Origin of the sequence: Paenibacillus apii, from assembly GCF_011043685.1 — a bacterium.
GTDB lineage: Bacteria > Bacillota > Bacilli > Paenibacillales > Paenibacillaceae > Paenibacillus_AQ > Paenibacillus_AQ sabinae.
In genome coordinates, this window is sequence record NZ_JAAKGU010000013.1 from 131035 (window position 1) to 150833 (window position 19799).

General features: G+C 58.7%; 18 protein-coding genes and 1 riboswitch. Of the genes, 11 read left to right on the forward strand and 7 right to left on the reverse strand.

Translation table 11 applies throughout. The features are described from left to right. Positions 1 to 43: 43 nt before the first annotated feature. A complete protein-coding gene (locus tag G5B47_RS22045; protein ID WP_165102893.1) occupies positions 44 to 2500 on the forward strand; it encodes a heavy metal translocating P-type ATPase in 2457 nt (818 codons plus the stop codon). 36 nt (positions 2501 to 2536) lie between these two features. After that, positions 2537 to 3319: an oxygen-insensitive NADPH nitroreductase gene (gene nfsA / locus G5B47_RS22050; protein ID WP_165102896.1), complete on the forward strand. Its 783-nt coding sequence runs from the start codon at positions 2537 to 2539 to the stop codon at positions 3317 to 3319. Positions 3320 to 3565: 246 nt separating this feature from the next. Here nfsA and G5B47_RS22055 read toward each other — a convergent pair whose 3' ends face one another. From G5B47_RS22055 to G5B47_RS22075, 5 genes are all read right to left on the reverse strand, one after another. Next, positions 3566 to 4336, reverse strand: a complete 771-nt coding sequence (locus tag G5B47_RS22055) for an ABC transporter ATP-binding protein (RefSeq protein ID WP_235949701.1) — start codon at positions 4334 to 4336, stop codon at positions 3566 to 3568. Positions 4337 to 4523: 187 nt separating this feature from the next. After that, positions 4524 to 5285, reverse strand: coding sequence for an ABC transporter permease (locus G5B47_RS22060; RefSeq protein ID WP_165102902.1), 762 nt, complete (start codon positions 5283 to 5285; stop codon positions 4524 to 4526). Further along, positions 5282 to 5575, reverse strand: coding sequence for a thiamine-binding protein (locus G5B47_RS22065; RefSeq protein WP_025332850.1), 294 nt, complete (start codon positions 5573 to 5575; stop codon positions 5282 to 5284). The genes G5B47_RS22060 and G5B47_RS22065 overlap by 4 nt, the downstream gene beginning before the upstream one ends. Before the next feature lie 99 nt (positions 5576 to 5674). Further along, entirely contained in the window at positions 5675 to 6742 is a 1068-nt protein-coding gene (locus tag G5B47_RS22070) for an ABC transporter substrate-binding protein (RefSeq protein WP_165102905.1), read from the reverse strand. A gap of 212 nt (positions 6743 to 6954) precedes the next feature. Beyond that, positions 6955 to 7067, reverse strand: a riboswitch (TPP riboswitch). A 73-nt stretch (positions 7068 to 7140) separates the two neighbouring features. Beyond that, positions 7141 to 8574: a hypothetical protein gene (locus G5B47_RS22075; protein ID WP_165102908.1), complete on the reverse strand. Its 1434-nt coding sequence runs from the start codon at positions 8572 to 8574 to the stop codon at positions 7141 to 7143. Between the two features lie 199 nt (positions 8575 to 8773). On the opposite strand from G5B47_RS22075, the gene G5B47_RS22080 reads away from it, so the two are divergent. The 8 genes from G5B47_RS22080 to G5B47_RS22115 all read left to right on the forward strand — a co-directional run bounded on the left by G5B47_RS22080 (position 8774) and on the right by G5B47_RS22115 (position 15730). Next, positions 8774 to 9214, forward strand: coding sequence for a pyridoxamine 5'-phosphate oxidase family protein (locus G5B47_RS22080; RefSeq protein WP_165102911.1), 441 nt, complete (start codon positions 8774 to 8776; stop codon positions 9212 to 9214). Positions 9215 to 9377: 163 nt separating this feature from the next. Continuing rightward, the gene (locus G5B47_RS22085) at positions 9378 to 10409 is read left to right on the forward strand and encodes an EAL domain-containing protein (protein WP_165102914.1); all 1032 of its coding nucleotides are present in this window, start codon (positions 9378 to 9380) and stop codon (positions 10407 to 10409) included. A gap of 145 nt (positions 10410 to 10554) precedes the next feature. Beyond that, positions 10555 to 11229 (forward strand): response regulator transcription factor, encoded by a 675-nt coding sequence (locus tag G5B47_RS22090; protein ID WP_165102916.1) that lies wholly within the window; start codon positions 10555 to 10557, stop codon positions 11227 to 11229. After that, entirely contained in the window at positions 11226 to 12716 is a 1491-nt protein-coding gene (locus tag G5B47_RS22095; protein ID WP_206107488.1) for a sensor histidine kinase, read from the forward strand. The genes G5B47_RS22090 and G5B47_RS22095 overlap by 4 nt, the downstream gene beginning before the upstream one ends. Positions 12717 to 12779: 63 nt before the next feature. Further along, entirely contained in the window at positions 12780 to 13688 is a 909-nt protein-coding gene (locus G5B47_RS22100) for an ABC transporter ATP-binding protein (RefSeq protein ID WP_165102918.1), read from the forward strand. Beyond that, positions 13688 to 14401, forward strand: coding sequence for an ABC transporter permease (locus tag G5B47_RS22105; RefSeq protein WP_165102921.1), 714 nt, complete (start codon positions 13688 to 13690; stop codon positions 14399 to 14401). The genes G5B47_RS22100 and G5B47_RS22105 overlap by 1 nt, the downstream gene beginning before the upstream one ends. A 4-nt stretch (positions 14402 to 14405) precedes the next feature. Beyond that, positions 14406 to 15143 carry an ABC transporter permease gene (locus G5B47_RS22110; protein WP_165102924.1) on the forward strand — a complete coding sequence of 246 codons (738 nt, stop codon included), beginning with the start codon at positions 14406 to 14408 and terminating at the stop codon, positions 15141 to 15143. Positions 15144 to 15364: 221 nt separating this feature from the next. Next, entirely contained in the window at positions 15365 to 15730 is a 366-nt protein-coding gene (locus G5B47_RS22115; RefSeq protein ID WP_025332863.1) for an ArsR/SmtB family transcription factor, read from the forward strand. A gap of 207 nt (positions 15731 to 15937) precedes the next feature. On the opposite strand, the gene G5B47_RS22120 is transcribed toward G5B47_RS22115, so the two are convergent. Beyond that, the gene (locus tag G5B47_RS22120) at positions 15938 to 16702 is read right to left on the reverse strand and encodes a CPBP family intramembrane glutamic endopeptidase (protein WP_165102927.1); all 765 of its coding nucleotides are present in this window, start codon (positions 16700 to 16702) and stop codon (positions 15938 to 15940) included. Continuing rightward, entirely contained in the window at positions 16683 to 17225 is a 543-nt protein-coding gene (locus G5B47_RS22125; protein ID WP_165102929.1) for a PadR family transcriptional regulator, read from the reverse strand. Before G5B47_RS22125 ends, G5B47_RS22120 begins: the two co-directional genes overlap by 20 nt. Positions 17226 to 17409: 184 nt before the next feature. Between G5B47_RS22125 and G5B47_RS22130 the strand changes: the two genes are divergently transcribed. Beyond that, the gene (locus G5B47_RS22130; RefSeq protein WP_165102932.1) at positions 17410 to 19671 is read left to right on the forward strand and encodes a heavy metal translocating P-type ATPase; all 2262 of its coding nucleotides are present in this window, start codon (positions 17410 to 17412) and stop codon (positions 19669 to 19671) included. The last annotated feature ends 128 nt before the right edge of the window (positions 19672 to 19799 follow it).

Below are 19799 nucleotides of genomic sequence, written 5' to 3' on the forward strand. Positions count from 1 at the left end.
ATGTTTGTATACCCCCTATGGGTACTAAAAAGGGAGTGATCGTATGGATAACGCAGCAGCTGCGCCGGCGGAGGAACAGGCGACCTTACAGATTACGGGCATGACCTGCTCCGCCTGCGCGGCGCGAATTGAGAAAGGGATATCCCGCATGGAGGGCGTTTCCCGGGCGAATGTCAATCTTGCGCTCGAGCAGGCGTCTGTGGGCTTCGATCCCAAGGTTGTCAGCGTGCCGAAAATCGAGGAGAAGATCCGCTCGCTCGGGTATGACACGGTGAAGGAAGCGGCGGACTTCGATATTTCGGGCATGACCTGCGCCGCCTGCTCGGCCCGGATCGAGAAGGTGCTCGGCAAGATGCCGGGCATTGCCGGAGTCAATGTTAACCTTGCGCTTGAAACGGCGCATGTGGAATATACCCCGGGGATGATTACTCCTCAGGACATCATCGCCAAGGTCGACTCGATCGGCTATAAAGCCTCGCTCAAGGAAGACCGGAAGGAGACCGCTGACCGGCGGGAGCTTGAAATCAGCCGCAAACGCATAAAGTGGATGATTTCGGCGCTGTTGTCCCTGCCGCTGTTGTGGGCGATGGTCGGGCATTTCTCGTTCACTTCCTGGATTCCCGTCCCTGAGCTGTTCATGAATCCGTGGTTCCAGCTTGTTCTGGCGACCCCGGTACAGTTCATTATCGGCTGGCAGTTCTATGTCGGCGCCTACAAGGCGCTGCGGAACGGCAGCGCCAATATGGATGTGCTGGTCGCGCTGGGCACGTCGGCCGCTTATTTCTACAGCCTGTACCTTACAATTGATTCCTTGCGGATGGACGGCATGAATCATACGGTCGAAATGTACTATGAGACCGGAGCTGTGCTGATCACGCTCATTCTGGTCGGCAAATGGTTCGAGGCGCTGGCGAAGGGCCGCTCCTCCGACGCCATCCGCAGCCTGATGGGCCTGCAAGCCAAGACGGCGCTTGTCATCCGGGAAGGAACGGAGATCAGCGTTCCTGTAGAGGAAGTCGTCATCGGGGATATCGTGCTCGTGAAGCCGGGCACGAAGATTCCCGTCGACGGCGAAGTAACCGAAGGCCTGTCCTCCGTGGATGAATCGATGCTGACGGGCGAGAGCATTCCGGTGGAGAAGAAGCCGGGCGACCCTGTGATCGGAGCAACGGTGAACAAGAACGGCGTGCTGAAGATCAAAGCCCGCAAGGTGGGCCGCGATACGGCGCTTGCGCAGATTATCCGCGTGGTCGAGGAAGCGCAGGGCTCCAAGGCGCCGATCCAGCGGGTAGCCGACGTTATCTCCGGCATCTTCGTGCCGATTGTGGTGGCCATCGCGGCGCTGACCTTCTTCATCTGGTACCTGTGGGCGGCCCCGGGACAGTTCGCTGAAGCGCTGGAGAAAGGAATCGCCGTGCTCGTTATCGCCTGCCCCTGCGCGCTGGGCTTAGCTACGCCGACCTCGATTATGGCCGGTTCCGGCAGGGCCGCGGAGCTGGGCATTCTGTTCAAGGGCGGCGAGCATCTGGAAGCTGCGCAGGGCATTCAGCTCGTCGTGCTCGACAAGACGGGCACCGTGACGGCCGGCAAGCCGGTACTCACGGACGTACTGGTATCGCCCGGCTTCAAAGGCGCGCCGGAGCTGGCTCCGGAAGACGGCTTGCTGGCGCTTGCGGCAGCGGCCGAGAAGCTGTCGGAGCATCCGCTGGCCGAGGCGGTGGCCGCAGGCGCGGCGGAGAAGGGGCTGGAGCTGACCGAAGCCGGAAGCTTCGTCAATGTACCCGGGCGGGGTATCAAGGCCGCCGTCCAGGGCAGGGAGATCATCGTCGGCACCCGCCGGATGATGGAGGAGAGCGGCGTCAATGGGCAGCGCTGGCTTGACGCCATGAATGAACTGGAGCAGCAGGGCAAGACGGCGATGCTGGTCGCGGTGGACGGAATCTGCGAAGGCATTGTGGCCGTAGCGGATACGATCAAGCCGACCTCGCGCGAAGCCGTGGCGGCTCTGCGGGGCATGGGGATCGACGTCGTGATGATCACCGGCGATAACGAGCGGACGGCCCGGGCGATCGCGGCCGAAGCCGGCATTGACCGGGTGATGGCCGAAGTGCTCCCCGAAGGCAAGGCCGAGGCGGTGCGGAAGCTTCAGGCAGGCGGCGTGAAGGTGGCGATGGTCGGCGACGGCATCAACGACGCGCCGGCGCTGGCGACCGCCGATATCGGCATGGCGGTCGGCACCGGGACCGACGTGGCGATGGAAGCGGCGGATATTACGCTGATGCGCGGCGATCTGAAGGCCATCGCGGACGCGATCAAGATGAGCCGCAAGACGATGGGCAACATCAAGCAGAATCTGTTCTGGGCGCTCGGCTACAATACGGTCGGGATTCCGGTGGCCGCGCTGGGATTCCTCGCGCCGTGGCTGGCTGGCGCGGCGATGGCGTTCAGCTCGGTTTCGGTCGTACTGAATGCGCTGCGGCTGCAGCGGGTAAAGTTATAACGCATAAGTGAAATAGCTTGAAAGGAAGTGGTAGCAATGAGCAAGGATCTCCGGGAGTCCGAGGCGGCGTCCCTTGATAACGAAGTGCTGTCCCTGCTGGGCAGACATGTCTCCGTCCGCAAGTTCCGGCCGGACCCGGTGAGCGAAGAACAGCTTGAGGCCATTATCCAGGCGGCGCAGATGGCCTCCACCTCCAGCAACGTGCAGGCGTACAGCGTAATCGCGGTGACCGATCCGGCGCTGAAATCGGAGCTTGCGGCGCTTGCCGGGAACCAGGCTTATGTGGCGGAGTGCCCGGTCTTTCTGGTCTGGTGCGCCGATCTGTACCGGCTGCGGGAGGCGGCCAAGCCGCATCTGGGCGGCGCGGCGACCTACGAGGATTCGGCGGAGAATTTCATCATCGCCACCGTCGACACCGCGCTGGCTGCGCAGAACGCCGCCGTGGCGGCGGAGTCGCTGGGGCTGGGCATCGTCTATATCGGCGGCTTACGGAACAAGATCGCCGAGGTAGCGGAGCGGCTCGGACTGCCCGAGCTGGTCTATCCGCTGTTCGGCATGTGCCTCGGCTATCCCGATCAGTCCCCGGCTCTGCGCCCGCGCCTGCCGCTGCCGGCAGTGCTGCATCGTGACCGCTACGATGCCGGTGAAACGGTTCGTCAGGTCAAGGCCTACGACGCTACAATGTCCGAGTATTTGCGCAAGCGGACCGGAGGGGCGAAGGATACGCCTTGGTCGGCGATCATGGCCGATCGTCTGGCGGAGCCGATCCGGCTCCATATGAAGGATTTCCTTCAGGGCAAAGGCTTTTTGCGAAGATAAGGTGTAATAGGGTGTAGTCCGCAGGGGGCGTGTGGGATTTCAATAAGAAGGGTACGGGCTTCGGCAGGGGATTGCCGGGGTCCGTACCCTTTTTGCTGTCTTACGGGTTAGGTCGAGGTCAAGAGCCGGATTGAAGCGGTGCGGCTGGCCGAGGAGAAGGGTTGGATATAAACAGCCCCGCCTATCAAGGATTCCACTCGAAGCAGTTCCTTGATTTGGCGGGGCCTAAGGGGAGGATCAGCACGGTCAGCGCAGTGCCCTGCTCTTGGCCTGTTCCTCCCGCATCCATCCCGACAGCTGCCGTTTCAGCCGCAGAAACTCAGGGTGCTCGGTCATTTCCTCTCGGCGCGGCCGGGGGAAAGGGACTTCGACCGTGTGCAGCAGCGTGCCCGGCCGTCCCGAGAACACATAGATGCGGCTGGACAGCAGCAGCGCCTCCTCAATGTTGTGCGTGATGAACAGCACGGAGCGGCGGTTCTCCTCCCACAGCTCCAGCAGCCAGCGCTGCATCTCGCTGCGGGTAAGGGCGTCCAGCGCGCTGAACGGCTCGTCCAGGAGCATCAGCTCCTGGGGCGCCAGCAGCGCGCGCAGGAAGGCGGCGCGCTGCTGCATGCCGCCGGACAGCATATGCGGATACGCCTTCTCGAATCCGCCAAGGCCAACCTTCGCGAGCCAGCGCCGGGCCTCCTCGCGGGCTTCGCCCCGCGCCGCGCCCTTCAGCTCGCGGGCAAGAATCACGTTTTCCTCGATGCTGCGCCAAGGAAACAGCGCCGGCTGCTGCGGCATGTAGCTTACGCTGCCGCGCTGCCCGGTAACGGGAGCGCCGTTAATACGGACGGCGCCCGCATCCGGCTTGACCAGCCCGCCGATGATGTGGAATAGCGTGCTCTTGCCGCAGCCCGACGGCCCGATAATGGACACGAACTCCTGCCGCTTCACCGTCAGCGACACCTCCTCCAGCACCTTGATGCTTTCTCTGCGCCGGGCGAATGATTTGGAAATGCCGGAGACCTCCAGCGCGGGAGCTTCGGTACCCGGGCCCGGTGATGGCGCGCCGGAAACAGGGGGATGTCCGCCTCCAGGGGACGGCCCTTCCTCCCAGTTTCCCTCTGAAGACGAAATGATCTTACGCGTCAACTTCAGCAGCCTCCTTCTATACCTCTTTTCCATGCAGCTTTTCTACACACGTTCTATGCGACCCTGTCTAGGCATCCCGCCGAGGCTTCCAGCGGACGAGCCATCTCTCCAGCAGGACAACGGCGGCGAACAGCAGCAGGCTCAGCAGCACGCTTAGAATAATGGCGACGAACATCCGGTCCGTGCGGTACGCCGATTTCTGGATCTGCATATAGTAGCCGAGCCCCTGATTCCCGCCGATTAGCTCCGCGACCACAGCGCCCGTTACGGCGTAGGCGGCGGATATTTTGATGCCGGAGAACAGCGAGGGCAGCGCATGGGGCAGCTCCAGCTTGGTGAAGATATGCCGCCTCGCGGCGCCCGCCATCTTCATGAATTGAAGCATCATGCGGTCGGTCTGGGCCAGCCCGCTCAGGCCCGCGACCGCCACGGGGAAGAAGCACACCAGAACGATGAGAATAATCTTAGGCAGCTGCCCGAAGCCGAACCAGATGACCAGCAGCGGACCCAGCGCGATCACCGGCACGTTCTGGCTCAGGATCAGCAGCGGGTACAGCGCGCGGGCCGTCCAAGGCACAATATGCAGCAGCACGGCGCAGATCAGCCCCGCCGCTACCCCGAGCGGAAAGCCGATCAGCGTGAGCCGCAGCGTCGCAAGCGTATGCCCTTTAAGGGAAGAAGCGCTGGCCATGCCTTCCCGCCAAATGTCGGAGGGAGCGGGCAGCATCCATTTTTCCACATGGAACCAGGAGACCGACACCTGCCAGACCGCCAAAAACAAGAGGACCGCCACAAAGGGCGGCCAGATTTGTCTCCAACGGGAGCTCACGGGCGGTATTTCTCCGTCAGCTTGTCCATGCTGATTCCGCCCGGGTTATGGGCGATCTTCACTTGCGAGATCACGCTGGGGCAGCCTGCTTCGATCAGCGCCTCCTGCATCTCCCGGACAATTTCGAGCAGGTCGGCGAGCTCGCCTTCCATCGTCGTCTCCAGTGCGTTCACCTGATGCTTCACACCGGAGCGCTGAATGACCTCAATCGCCTTGTCCACATAAGGAATTACATCCTCGCCTCCCGGCGTCTTCGGAATTACCTGAATGCTCAGCAGCGTGCTTGCCATTGCCTATCATCCTTTCATGACGTTGATATTTTCATGACCTTAATACTTTCATACCGTTAATGGTGAACCCCGTGAATCAAGATTTTAACTCTATTAAGCTTACTGCCCGTCCGGCAAAAAATCGTTCGTGAACGCCTTGTCGGCCTCAAGCGGCTTCTCCAGCAGCTTCAGCCCGTACATCCAATCGGCGTAATCTTTCCATACAGAGGCTTTCTGCTCGCCCCACCGGGCAGCATCGTCCTTGTATTTCGGGCTGAGCCATTCCTGGCTGGCCTGAACAAGCTTAGGGTCCAGATCGGGAACCGCCTTGATCAGAATATCGGCAGCCTCTTTCGGATGGTCGATTGCGTATTGATACCCCTTGGATGTCGCCTTCAAAAAGGCTTTAACCACCTCGGGATTCTCGGCGATTTCTTTCTCGCTTGTCGTCAGCACCGGCGTGTAGTAATCGAGCTGTGGCGCGTAATCCTTCAAATAGAGCATATCGAGCGGCTCACCGCGCAGCTTCGCCTCAATACCGGTCCAGGCGTAGAAGATCCAGGCAAAGTCAATGTCGCGCTTAACGGCCGTAAAATAATCGGCCTCGCCGATCGTGACCTGCTTGACCTTCTTCACATCGCCGCCAACCGGGTCCATAATCGCCTTCATGGAAGCTTCTTCGACCGGCGATCCCCAGCCGCCGTAGGTTTTGCCTTCAAAATTCTTCGGCGACTTGATGCCCCGGTCAACCGGAGCCGCAAAGCCCGACGTGTTATGCTGGATAATCGCCGCGATAGATACGAGCGGAACGCCCTGAATGCGGGCCAGCGTCAGACTGTCCTGCGCGCCGACGCCAAAGGCGGCTTCTCCCGAGGTGACCATCGTATCCGCGCCCGCCGCTCCCGGCTGCACAATCTCAACGTCAAGGCCTTCTTCCGCGTAGTAGCCGAGCTCTTTGGCAACATACAGCCCGGTGTGGTTCGTGTTCGGCGTCCAGTCGAGCGCGACCTTTACCGGCGTCGCCGCTTTGGGCGAGCTTTCGGCGGAAGCCGATGCCTCCGGCGATGCAGAAGCAGGGGTTCCCTGAGCGCCGCCGGCGTTTCCTCCCGAATTATTGCCGCCGCAGCCTGCTGCCGTCAGGATGAGCAAGCTGGCCAGGGACAGTGTTAACCATTTTTTGACTCCCATTATATCGTCTCTCCTTTGTATTGCCATCCCGGGCGGCGAAGCCCGAAGCGGCGGGTATTCCCGTCTTCATGATAACTGATCCGCAAATTGCGGGACCGGCCGGCGGACCCGGAAATTTGCGTTCTCTCCTTGGTGCCAAGAAACAAAGCCAAAAAAGCGTCCCTGAATATTCGGGACGCTGCGGAGTGCATAACGGCGGCGGTCTATCGGGACCACACGCTTTTGGACTTTCCTACGCTGGCATTATCCAGATCAGGTATAAGGGTCAGTATCTTGCGGGATACACTCTCAGCCGGCCGTAATTCCAGCACCCCAAGGCGGTATGAAGTTTGCGGGTATTTCTTACTGCTTACGGTGTAATTATAGACGCAAGGTTCCGGGATTGTCCAGCCTGACGGCTATTCTAGCTTCTTCCGGCGGCGGCTTTTGATCCCGCTCCGCAGCTCGCGCAGCGTCAGAACGCCGCTGACGATGATGCCGCAGAAGGTCAAGAGCAGTGCGATGTATTCGAATACGGAATACTGAAGCATTTTGCCCCAGTCGATGTTTCCCTTTAAGTCCTCGATGACCTGATTCATCCCGTAAATGCCGCTAACGACCGTGAATACCGTCAGAATCATCAGCAGGTTGTCGCGGCGCTTGGCCTGGAACGTCTCCTGATACTGGAACAGATCGGCCAGCGTCTGCTTCACTTCCTCGAACAGTGCGTCATTGCCGTACACTTTGCGCAGCTGAAAGAAGATTTCACGGCCCTGCGTCTGTGAGATCAGCTCAAGGAAATAAAATTTGGCGGAGAACTTGTTAATATAGTAGATCAAATCCTCGATTTCCTCGTAATCATGCTCGATCCGCAGCCGCGAGTGCACATTGGACAGCTTCAGCAGCACGATCTTGTGAAAAAGGCTAAGCAGCAGGCCGTAATAATATTCGCCATACATTTGATTGGCCAGCTTCACTGCGGTTTCGGAATCACTGCGGCTCAGGCAGCAGAAGGTCTGTTCGTTCGTCATGTAGTAGGTATCCGGACCCCAGCGTCCGTACCGGTGCTTCCGGCAGTATTCCCCGATATATTCTTCGCTGCTCGCGCTCGTATAGGGCCGTCCGTCCGCTTTCATCCCGTCAAGCTGGGAAGCCCGGTAGCATGTTTCGCGGCTGATGTTCTCCCCTTCCTCGAATCCGTAAAAGGCCTGAACCATCATCCGCTCATCCACGAAAAAAGGCAGCGTCTCGAAGTAAGCCCCGTCCAGCTCCGACTGGTCGAGGAACTCTCCCAGACCGTTCACCAGATTTTTGAAGATAAAATCCTCCATTTGGTTAAACATCCGTTCTCCGCAGAAGATGCGGGATGCCTCGTCCGCTTCCTTTACATTTTCCAGCGAGCGGAACCGGTCGGCGAACTCCAGAGCGAAGCTGAGCGGAAACCTCTTGTCGTCGATCATCGTCCGTATGGTCAGAAAGCCGAGCTGGAACGGACAAATGAACACATCCGTCGAGAGCACCTGGAAGGGTACCGAGCCCTGCGGCATTTCCATCCGGCAGCTCAGGCCATTCACCCGGGAAAAGCGGCGGAATGAATCTTTGTCCTCCCGGTACGGAAACAGCACATGCGCGGCGAACGGCATATAGGAACGCTCCATGCTCTCGTGCGAGACACAGTAGCCATCTCCGTAATAATCGTCCTGCAGTTCTTTATTATTCAGAAAAAACGGGGTAAACCCGTCCCGCTTCAGCTGTGCCTCCAGCTCCTGTCCCTGGGTCTGCTTAATCGAGAAGGGGAAAATAAACTGAAGGAGGGCGGTATGCAGAATGGGATCGTCCAAGATTTGATTCATGGGTGGCAGTCCTCCTGAATTTGCGGGTAGTCGTCAATAGTATTTACACCGTCCGCATACCGTTGAAAAAGGAGCTCAGGCCCCCGAGTAAATCTTTTCCATTCAGGATTCATTCTGCCCATCAGGGCACATTATATTGTATCGACCCGCTTAAGCTTACGTATCTCTTGGCTTGAAAAGAAAGGAGATTGGGATATTCATGGACAATAACGAATTGGAACAACGTATAATCAAGGCGCTGGACGACAATAAATTCGGTTCTTTCGGTACCATCGAAGCGGGCGCCAAGCCGAAGGTCCGTTATATGGCCGTCTTTCATGAAGGGCTGAACCTCTATTTGGCCACTGACCGCAAGACGCATAAAGTAGAAGAATTGCAGACCAACCCGAACGTGTTTCTGTTGCTGGGCTATGAAGCGGGAGGCAGCAAGGATATTCTTGGGATCGAAGCAGGGGCGTCTGTCACCAAAGACGGCAGTCTGCGCCAGAAAATATGGAACAAAGATCTGGAGCGCTGGTTCAAGGGACCGGAGGATCCGGATTACGTCATTCTGGAGCTTTCGCCGACGCGCATCGAATATACCGGAATAGACGGAAATCACGAGGTTTGGGAAAAACAGACGGCGTCCGCGGGCAAGTAAGCTTGCCCTGATTATCAAACCCGAAGTCATGTGGTGCCATAAATGGATGGAGCAAGCGTTCCCGGAAGGGAACGCTTTTTTCCATAGGCTGCCTTTTTCAGAGGAAAAAATGCTATAATAACCACAAGTATTGGTATGATTGCAGGTCATAAGGAGGATGTCCATGCAGTGCAGCGATTGCTTCCCTATTACTCCCATTGAAGATATAGGAACTGTGAAAATCCGGCGCGCACCGCCAGTGCTTGCCTCCGTCATTCAAGCGGCCGGATATACACTTAATGATCTGAATAATACAGGCTATGAAATTCCGTATGCTTCCCGCGAGCAGTTCATGGCCGTCATGAAACTGCTGGAAGATTCGCCCGTAACAGAGCGGGTTGCCGTATGCGTGACCGGGACGGGGGTTTCGGGTTTTTTTGAGCGTTGGGTATCCCTCGAACAGCTAAAGGCCCGCGTCTTCAATCAAACGATGGTCGATATCATTTCCAATCAAGAGTTCTGCAGCTACATGCAGCCGATCGTAGACTCCGTCGAACAGATTATCGGATTTGAATTTCTGCTGCGCCCGCTTCCGCACGGACTCGAATTTCAGCCTCATACCCTGTTTGAAGTGGCGAGGCGCAGCGGGTTTCACACCTATCTGGACCGGGCGGCCCGGAGGTCGGCCATCGAGTCCAGCGCCCGGCATTTGCCAGACGGAATCAAACGGTTTGTCAACTTTCTCCCCTCCTCCATTTATAATCCCAAATATTGTCTCACGCATACGTTTCAGACGATTGAGGAGCAGGGTCTTCGCCCGGAGGACTTCGTGTTTGAGGTCGTGGAGACAGAAAAAATCCGTGATATCGATCATCTCGCCAGGATTTTTTCAGAATACCGCGAGCACGGCGTGCATGTTGCGATGGATGATGTCGGCTCAGGCTATGCTACACTGGAGGTCATGTCGCGCCTTCAGCCGGATTATGTGAAAATTGACCGCGGGATGATCAGCATGTGCGATCAGGCCTCCCATAAACAAGCCCTCATCAGGGAAGTTGTGGAAAAGGCCGGCCGTTTCGGAGGCAAAGTCCTGGCCGAGGGCATTGAGCGGCGCGAGGAGTTCGAATTTTGCCTGGATAATGGGATCGAACTGGCTCAAGGATACCTTTTTGGCAGGCCCGAGCTTGAGCCTCCGGCGAGGTTTTTCGAGAGTTAAGCTTTTTGGAATCCAGCTTTTTTGGCGTCATACATGTACATAGGGTACGTTTAAAAGAAACGGTTGCCATTTCTGGATCGGAGGGCGCAGCCGTTTCTTCTTGTCTTGGGTGCCACAAACGTGAAATGAAGGAGGAACTGTCGTTATGAGCGGTACTTTACTGTATATCGAAGATGATCCCCAAATCGCCGGCCCTGTCGCCAGGGACCTGCGGGACCGCGGTTATGCGGTCCGCTGGCTCCAGAGCGGAGAGCGGGCTGTGGAAGAAGCGGAGGGCTGTCAGCTGGCTATTCTGGATGTCATGCTGCCCGGGCTCGACGGATTTACCGTCGGACAGCGGCTGAAGAAGTGTTATCCGGGCGTTCCCATTCTGATGCTCTCGGCGAGAACGTCGATCGACGACAAGCTTCAGGGCCTGGAGTTCGCCGACGACTATTTGACCAAGCCATTTCATCCCGACGAGCTCGCCGCCCGGATCGGGGTTCTGCTGCGCCGGTCGGGCAGTGTTTCCGGAGCGCCGCTCGCGCTGAAGCATCTGACCGTCTTTGAGGAGGAGAACCGGATTGTAGGGTCGGAGAGCGGAGAAGAGATACTGCTTACCGGCAAGCAGTTTCAGATTTTCTTTTATCTGCTGCGTCATCTCGGCCAGATCATGACCAAGGAGCAGATATATGAAGCGGTCTGGGGCGAGCCTTATATGGAAGGGGACAAGACGCTGATGGTGCATATCCGTTATTTGCGTGAAAAGCTGGAGAAGGACCCCGCCGCGCCGGAAATTATCGAGACCGTCCGGGGCATCGGTTACAGGATCAAGGCATGATAAGGAACCACAGGATGCGGGGGCGGATTCCGGGGTTCCGGCGGTCGCTGCTCTCGCGGTATTTGCTGATTATCGTCATTGCCGTGCTGTTCTTGCCCGTGCTCTTTCCGCTCAGTCTGATCATCTATACGTTATCGGACCATTGGGCGACAGGAAATAAGGCGGGCGAGATGAAGGAGTCTTCAAGACCGTATGCCAGTGTGACCGAAATGGAACGAATGTGGCACAATGAAGCGCGCCTGCTGGCCGGCAAGTCCAGCGGGGAAATCGGGGCTCGCCTCAAGGAGCTGGGAGACCGCTACCAGTATGCTTCTCTGTTCTGGGCAGACAGGGAAGGAGTGACCCGGCTTGCGCTTCCTCCGCAGAAGAGGGCCAATTCCGAAGACGGCGCAGATAAGGGAGCAGCGGATGTTGAGGCGGCTGTACCGGAGCGGTGGACGGCGCCTCAGGCAATCGCTTTTATGAAGGAGAGCGTGGGCGCCGACCCGCTGACCATCGTCGCCTTTATTGGCGACCGGGCGGATGCGGGTGAAGGGTTCATGGCGATGCGCGTTCCGAAGTCCGTCCTGCCTTCGAACACAGGCAGCGTCCCGCTTGGAATGTACGGCGTGATGCTGCTCGTTCTGCTCGCGTTCGCGGCGGTATCCTGGCTGTTCTTCGCCCGGATACGCGGCCGGCTGCTCCGGCTTCAGACCGCGATGACGCTGGACGGGCGGGACGGCCTTCCGGCTACGATTCCGAAGGGCAGCCCCGATGAGATCGGCATGCTGGAAGAGGCTTTCAACACGATGGTTGCTGAGCTTAAGGACAGCAGGCGGCGGGAACGGGAGGAGGAAGAACTGCGCAAGCGGCTGATCGCTGACCTGTCCCACGACCTGCGCACACCGCTTACAGTCGTGCGGAGCCACCTGTTTCAGGTCGGCAAGGAGCCGCTGTCCCCGCAGGGCAAGGAATCGCTCAACCTGATGGACGAGCGTATTGCCGACCTTGGCGTGCTGATCGACAACCTGCTGAATTATAACCTGCTGTCCAGCGGCAGAGTGAAGCTGTCGCCGGAGAGCAGGGATGTGCTGCGGCTGCTGCGGGAAAGCGCCGCCGCCTGGTACCCGATATGGACCAGAGAGGGCATGGAGGTGGACATCGGGCTTGAGGGCGAGCCGCTCGTCTGGGAGGTCGATGAAATCTGGTTCCGGCGCGTGCTGGACAATCTGTACCAGAATGTCGTGCGTCATGCCAAGAGCGGCGGTTATGTGGGGATATTCGCCGAAGAGCGCGGCGGTGTCCGCAGCGTCGTCATCCGCGACCGGGGAATGGGCATAGGCGAAGCTTCTCCGGCCAAAGGGGCGGGGATCGGGCTGGCCATCGTAGACATGCTGCTCTCCCGCATGGGGCTTGCCTGGGCGGCGGACAGTACCCCGGAAGGCACCTCGGTCTTCATCTATCCGAAGGAGAACGACGACCGTCGTCTGATTTTAAACAAAACTTAAACTTCACGGGCCGTCTTCTTTAACCTTGGAGCGTTAAGCTGGTAACCGAGGTGAAGAGAAGAAATGGAAACCATTATACAAACAACCGATTTGGTGAAGAGGTACCGCGGCCGAAACGCGGTCGACCATCTGAATTTGAGCATTAATCAAGGGGATATTTACGGATTTCTCGGGCCCAACGGCGCGGGCAAGACGACGACCATCCGCATGCTGCTCGGCCTGATTGCCCCGTCGGAGGGGCAGGTGCGGGTCTTCGGCAAGGATCTCCGGAAGGATAGGCTGGATATCCTGCGGCGAATCGGCTCGCTGGTCGAATCGCCGTCCTACTACGGCCATCTGTCGGCCGTGGACAATCTGGAGGCGATCCGCCGCATCCTCGGCGCGCCGAAGCGGCGGATCGCCGAGGTGCTGGATATCGTCTCGCTGACCGGGGAGGAGAAGCGTCCGGTCAAGGGCTTCTCGCTTGGCATGAAGCAGCGGCTCGGCATCGCCGCCGCGCTGCTCGGCAGCCCCGAGCTGCTCATTCTGGACGAGCCGACGAACGGGCTGGACCCGGCCGGCATTCAGGAGATGCGCAGCCTGATCATGTCGCTGCCGAAGGAGCACGGCATTACCGTGCTCGTGTCCAGCCACCTGCTGAGCGAGATCGAGCAGATGGCGGGGACGGTCGGCATCATCCGGCAGGGCCGGATGGTCTACCAGAATACCATCGCCCAGCTCCGGCAGCGCTCGGCGGGAGAGATGCGGCTCGTCGTGTCGGAGCCCGAGGCTGCCCTGGAGGAAGCCTCCCGAAGAGGCTGCGACGGAATGCTGCGAACAGGCGAGCTTCGCTTCTCGGGAATGGACGACGCGCGGGTAGCGCTGCTGGTCAAGGCGCTGGTAGAGCGGGGGCACGCCATCTACCGGGTAGAGGAACGGCGGCAGTCTCTTGAGGAGCTTTTCCTTCAGGTTGTCGAAGGGGAGGGACAGTAATGGGCAAGGTAATTGCGGCCGATTGGCTGAAAATCCGGGGCAAGGGTCTCTGGCTTCTGATCCTTGCAGGCCCGCTTGGCCTTACGGCCATGCAGGCGCTCAATTTCGGACTCCGCTTCGACTATATGAAGAAGAGATACGCCGGCGACTTATGGGGCGGGCTGCTGGACAATACCGCGCTGTTCGTCCCGATGGCCCTTTTTCTCGGAGGAACGCTGGTCTGTTCCCTGATGGCCAATATCGAGCATCAGACGAGTGCGTGGAAGCAGCTTCTGGCGCTGCCGGTTTCCCGCATAACGGTATTTGCCTCCAAGCTGCTGCTTTGCCTGCTGCTGCTGGCCGTATCCTGCCTGCTGCTCTCCGGGTTCGTGACGGCGCTTGGGCTGAGCTTCGGGTTCGGAGCTTCCGCGATACCGGTCTATGGCATTCTGCGCATCGGCTTTCTGTCCTTCGCCGCCGTGATGCCCTTTACCGCCCTTCAGCTCTGGCTGTCGCTGGCCTTCCGAAATCAGGCGCTGCCGGTTTCGATCGGCGTCATCTGCGCCATTGTGTCGCCTTTTACGACGACCCTTTCGGAGTGGCTGCCGATCAACTGGCCGTACATGGCGTGGACAGGTCCACATCGCCTTTATTTTGCGGCCGCGGGGCTTACGCTGGGCCTGCTGGTGCTGCTGCCGGGAGCTGCGCATTTCGCAAGGAAGGATGTGAACTGACGGCATGAAGATGTTCCTGAGAATATGGTCGGCCGAAAGGCTGAAGCTGTCCGGTTCCTATATTTGGCTGCTTGTCCCGGCGAGCCCCGCTGCGGCGGTTCTGATCGGGCTGTTCGCCTCCTCCCCGGCCGGAGGAAAGCCGGACTGGACCGTTCTGCTCTCCGTCATGTCGATGCTTCACGCCGCCTTGTTTCTGCCGATTCTGTCCGGCCTGTACACCGCCATGCTGTGCCGCCACGAGCATCTGGACGGCGGCTGGAAGGCGCTGCTGGCGCTGCCGGTTTCACGGACCGCCGTATACTTAGCCAAGTTCACGATGGCGGCTGTTCTGCTGGCGGCTACCCAGATCATCTTCGCAGCTGCGGTGATCGGAACGGGGCTGTTCCGGGGGATCGGGACTTCCGTTCCCTGGGAGATGATCCTGGGAGCCTGCGCGGCAAGCTGGACGGCCTGTCTGCCGCTGGCCGCGCTCCAGCTGGCCGTTTCCCAGGCGTGGAGCAGCTTCGCCGCGCCGCTCGCGCTGAACGTCAGCTTCACGGTGCCCAATATTTTGATCGCGAACTCGGCGACCTATGGCCCGTATTACCCGTGGGTACAGCCGATGCTGGCCATGATTCCGCATGGGCAGGCGGGGTACGGAGCGTTCAATCTTCCGCTTAACAGTCTGCTGATCGTCGTGCTGGGCAGCTTCGCCCTGTTTCTTGCAGCGGGCCTGCTGTCTTTCCGGCGCAAAGCGGTGTGACCCGCAGGTTTAGGCCGGTAAAGCACAACCCGCTTGGATGGCGGCCTTGAGCCTGTCCTTTTGCTGTCTCCGCCGTTTCACCCGGCTGCAGAACAGGCCTTCGGTCACAGCCCGTCAGGTCCGGCCGATGGACATTTGCCCTCTTTTTTTCTTATAATGGTCTAAGAATGCGGCAGCCGGAAGCGACACGACAAGGACCTTGCCGCAAGGAGGCGAAGCAGATGAAACCGGCGGCTATCGAAGAATGCGACAATACCTGTAACGGCTCGGAGACTTCGCTCGAGCATATCCGGTTAACCCTGCCGGAAAGGACGACGACCGACAAGATGGCGGAGCTGTTCAAGGCGCTCGGCGATCCGACAAGGGTCAGGCTGATTTACGCATTGTCCCGTCAGGAGCTGTGCGTGCATGACTTGTCGACTATTTTGGACATGGGCCAGTCGGCGGTGTCCCACCAGCTTCGCTATTTGCGGAATTTGCGGATCGTGAAGCGGCGGAAGGAAGGCAAGACCGTATATTATTCGCTGAATGACGCGCATGTCGAACAGATTTTCCTGCAGACGCACGAGCATATCCGACATGAATAGATGGCACACCCCTAAGCCAAACGGCAGGAGACTTTTTCGTCTCCTGCCGTTTTTTCGAAATATAAGACTGTATAATCTGGGGACTTATCATTTTGACTTCTATTTCTACGAGAAACGTACTTGCGTCTTAAAAAGACGCCGTCAGGCGTTTCTTCTTGCATGTATAATCTGAGCGTTTATCGAAGCCGCTTCTTCCTGTGCGCCTGTTTAGTTGAAGCTGTGTTCCGCTTGCGAAGGGGTTGCCGTCTTCTTCAAGCTGAGCGCCAGCAGGGCGCAGTACAACGCAAGCAGTGCGAGAATCGCCAGGTCGTAGCCCAGATAGGAGTCGCTGTTGTCGTTGCCGACAAACTGGATGAAGTTATGTAGAAAGTGAAACAGGATGAGCGGCCAAATATTGCGGCCCCGAACCATCAGAAGCGCCAGAGCGCAGCCGATCAGCAGGGCATAGACGATTAGGAGGACGGTCTGAAGTGCGCTCTGCCCGGAAAGAACCCGCAGAATATGGGTGACGGCGAACAGGATGGATGAAGTGAGAACGGCCGTTTTGACTCCCTTGGGCAGCAGAATGTTCAGAATCAAGCCGCGGTAAATACTCTCCTCGACGAACCCCACTAGCAGGGTGAACAGGAGATAGAACAGCACCTCGGAGACGGAAATCGGCCGGAAGCCCTTCAGGGCGATTATGGCGAGCACAACCAGCAGCGGCGCATAATATACCAGATCCGGTTTAGGAATGCTGCGCAGACTGCGAAACCCGTAGAACCCCCATTTCTTTTTTACGGAAAAATAAATGGCAAGTACCACCGCAATAGGAATGAAGGAGATCAGCACCGGCGCGGTTCCGCTGAGCTGCCTGATCGTTGCGTAAGCTCCGGCCGCAAATACGGCAAGGAACAGCAGCGCTTCAATAATCACGACGGCGAGCACGGGGTGTTTCTGTGAAAAGGTCCGTTTAACTTTCTGGTTTGACATGTCCTAAATCCTTCCTCTCCATAATATCCTTGATCCACTGCTTCTGCATTCGCGCATGGTTAAGTCCATATCCCAGCACGGACACACGGTAATAATAGTCTTCCGGATGCTCCATCCCGGCCAGCTCTTCTGCCACTATGGACTGCACGGCTTCCAGCGCGCGAAGCTCATGCTCGGCGGTATACAGGTACTCCTGCAGACGCCGCAACCGGACATCCTTATCCAAATAATCGAAAAAGAAAATCCGGATAAGCTGCTCGCGGCTTGCCGCCTGCGGTTCTTCCAGCCATTTGAGAAACACTTCTTTCCCTTCGGGCAGCAGGGAGTACAGCTTCTTGTTCTTGCTGTCTGCGGTTTCAAACACGGATACAAACCCTTTGTCTGCCAGCCGCTTCAAAGCGGGGTAAAGGCTGCCGAAGCTGGCCGCATAGAAATGGCCGACCGTGTGGTCGATCGTCTTCTTCAAATCATAGCCGCTCATTTGGCCTTCCATCAGCATTCCCAAGAGAACATATTCGAGCATATCGCACCTCTTTATATCGTTTTGATATATCTGTTTGATACATTTATTCTACCCAAAATTTCGTCGCCGTCAAGTGTCCATTACCGATTGACATCCGGAGAAGATGAGGAATATAATGGCGGTAAGAACATATGAACAGTTGCTCATATATTAATCGTAAACGTTACGGAAGGGGCTGGAGAGTTTGAGTACGATAGAGCCGACGGTCAAACGCCAATGGATATTGGAAGGACTGGACTGCGCTAACTGTGCGATGAAAATTGAGAACAAGGTGAGCAAGATGGAAGGAGTCGCCTCCTGTTCGGTCAATTTTGCGACGAAGACGCTGACGATGGAAACGGACGGCCGCTTTCCGGATACCGGCATCGCGCAGGTCGAGCGGACCGTGATTTCACTGGAACCTCATGTGCGGCTGCTGGAAAAAAACGCCGGCGGCGCAGCGGCGGTTTCCCGCCCCCATGCGCATGACGCAGGGGCCCGTGAATCCGAGCGGGACCCTAACCATGCCGCTCCGTATGAACAAGGGCATGCTCGGTCGGAAGGCCTCGCGCACGGGCATTCGCACAGCCATGGCGAGGGTGAGACGCGGCGGACGCTGCTGCGCCTCGGGATCGGCGCGGCGCTGGCTGCTGCCGCATATCTGATTCCTGCCGGCGGTTACTCGGAGCTTGGCCTCTTCCTGCTTGCTTACCTGGCGGCGGGCGGAAATGTAGTCTGGCAGGCCGCGAGAAATATCGTACGGGGACAGGTCTTCGACGAGAACTTCCTGATGGCGCTGGCGACCATTGGGGCGTTCGCGATCGGCCAGTACCCGGAAGGCGTTGCCGTCATGCTGTTCTACCAGGTCGGCGAGCTGTTCCAGGGGCTGGCGGTGAACCGTTCCCGTCGCTCCATCACGGCGCTGATGGACATCCGGCCGGAAACGGCGCGCCTGCGGATCGGAGATGAGACGAAGATCGTTCCTCCCGGGCAGGTAAAGATCGGGGAGATTATCGTCGTCCAACCGGGCGAGAAGGTTCCGCTCGACGGCACGGTGATCGAGGGAAGCGCGATGATGGACACCTCGGCGCTGACGGGCGAATCGGTGCCGCGTTCAGCCGAGCCGGGAAGCGCGGTGCTGAGCGGGTTTATTAACAAGAACGGCGTCGTCGTCGTAAGAGTCACCCAGACGTTTGCGGAATCCGCGGTCTCCAAAATTCTGGAGCTGGTGCAGAATGCGTCGAACAACAAGGCCAAGACCGAGAACTTCATTACCCGGTTTGCCCGCGGGTATACACCCGTTGTCGTCATTACGGCCGCGCTGCTGGCCGTGGTTCCTCCCTTGCTGGTCCCCGGAGCGACCTTCTCCGACTGGATTTACCGGGCGCTGGTCTTCCTCGTCATCTCTTGTCCTTGTGCGCTCGTTGTGTCGATTCCGCTCGGCTTCTTCGGCGGCATCGGGGCGGCTTCGCGAAGCGGCATCCTGGTCAAAGGAAGCAATTACCTGGAGGCGCTGAACGACGTCAAGACCGTCGTGTTCGACAAAACGGGCACGCTGACCAAAGGGCAGTTCAAAGTTACGGGAATTTATCCGGCGGAGGGCATGACGGCGGACGAACTGCTGCGGCTGGCCGCCTATGCGGAGAGTCATTCCGGTCATCCGATTGCCGAATCGATCGTTGCGGCCTACGGCGGAAGCATTGCCGGGAACGCCGTCTCTGACTACCGTGAAATTTCCGGCCACGGCATTCGGGCGGCCGTCGAAGGCCGGACCGTGCTCGCCGGGAACGCCCGGCTGATGGAGCGGGAAGGCATCGCCTTCCGCCAGCCGGACGGGGCGGGCACCATCGTGCATTTGGCCGTGGACGGCCAATATGCCGGAAGCCTTGTCATCGCCGATGAAATCAAGGAGGATGCCGCCCGGGCGCTGGCCGCTCTTCGCCAAATCGGCGTCCGGAAGACGGTGATGCTCACCGGCGACGCTTCGGCGGTGGCCGAGGATGTGGGCAAGCGGCTGGGCGTCGGCGAAATCCACGCCGAGCTGCTGCCCCAGGACAAGGTGGAAAGAATCGAGCGGCTGGAGTCGGAGAAGACGGGCCGGGAGAAAATCGCCTTTGTAGGCGACGGCATCAACGATACGCCCGTGCTGGCCAGGGCGGATGTCGGGATTGCCATGGGCGGGCTGGGGTCGGATGCCGCCATCGAGGCGGCGGACATCGTCATTATGACCGACGAGCCGTCCAAGATTGCAGCGGCCATCGGCATCGCCCGCCGCACCCGGACGATCGTCTGGCAGAATATTTGGTTCGCGCTCGGAATCAAAGCGGTCTTTCTGCTGCTTGGAGCGTTCGGCATCGCGACGATGTGGGAAGCGGTCTTCTCCGATGTCGGCGTGACGGTGCTTGCGGTGCTTAACAGCATGCGGGCCCTTCGCGCGCCGGCTTCCGCAGATGGAGCGCGGGGATAAGAGCCGCGAAAGAACAAACCGCCTGATACGGATATCACAATCCATATCAGGCGGTTTCCTATTTAGCGCATACCGTTTGGTTCATTCCGGTCCAGCCAGCCTAGGCGTACGAAGCACCCCTTCAGGAC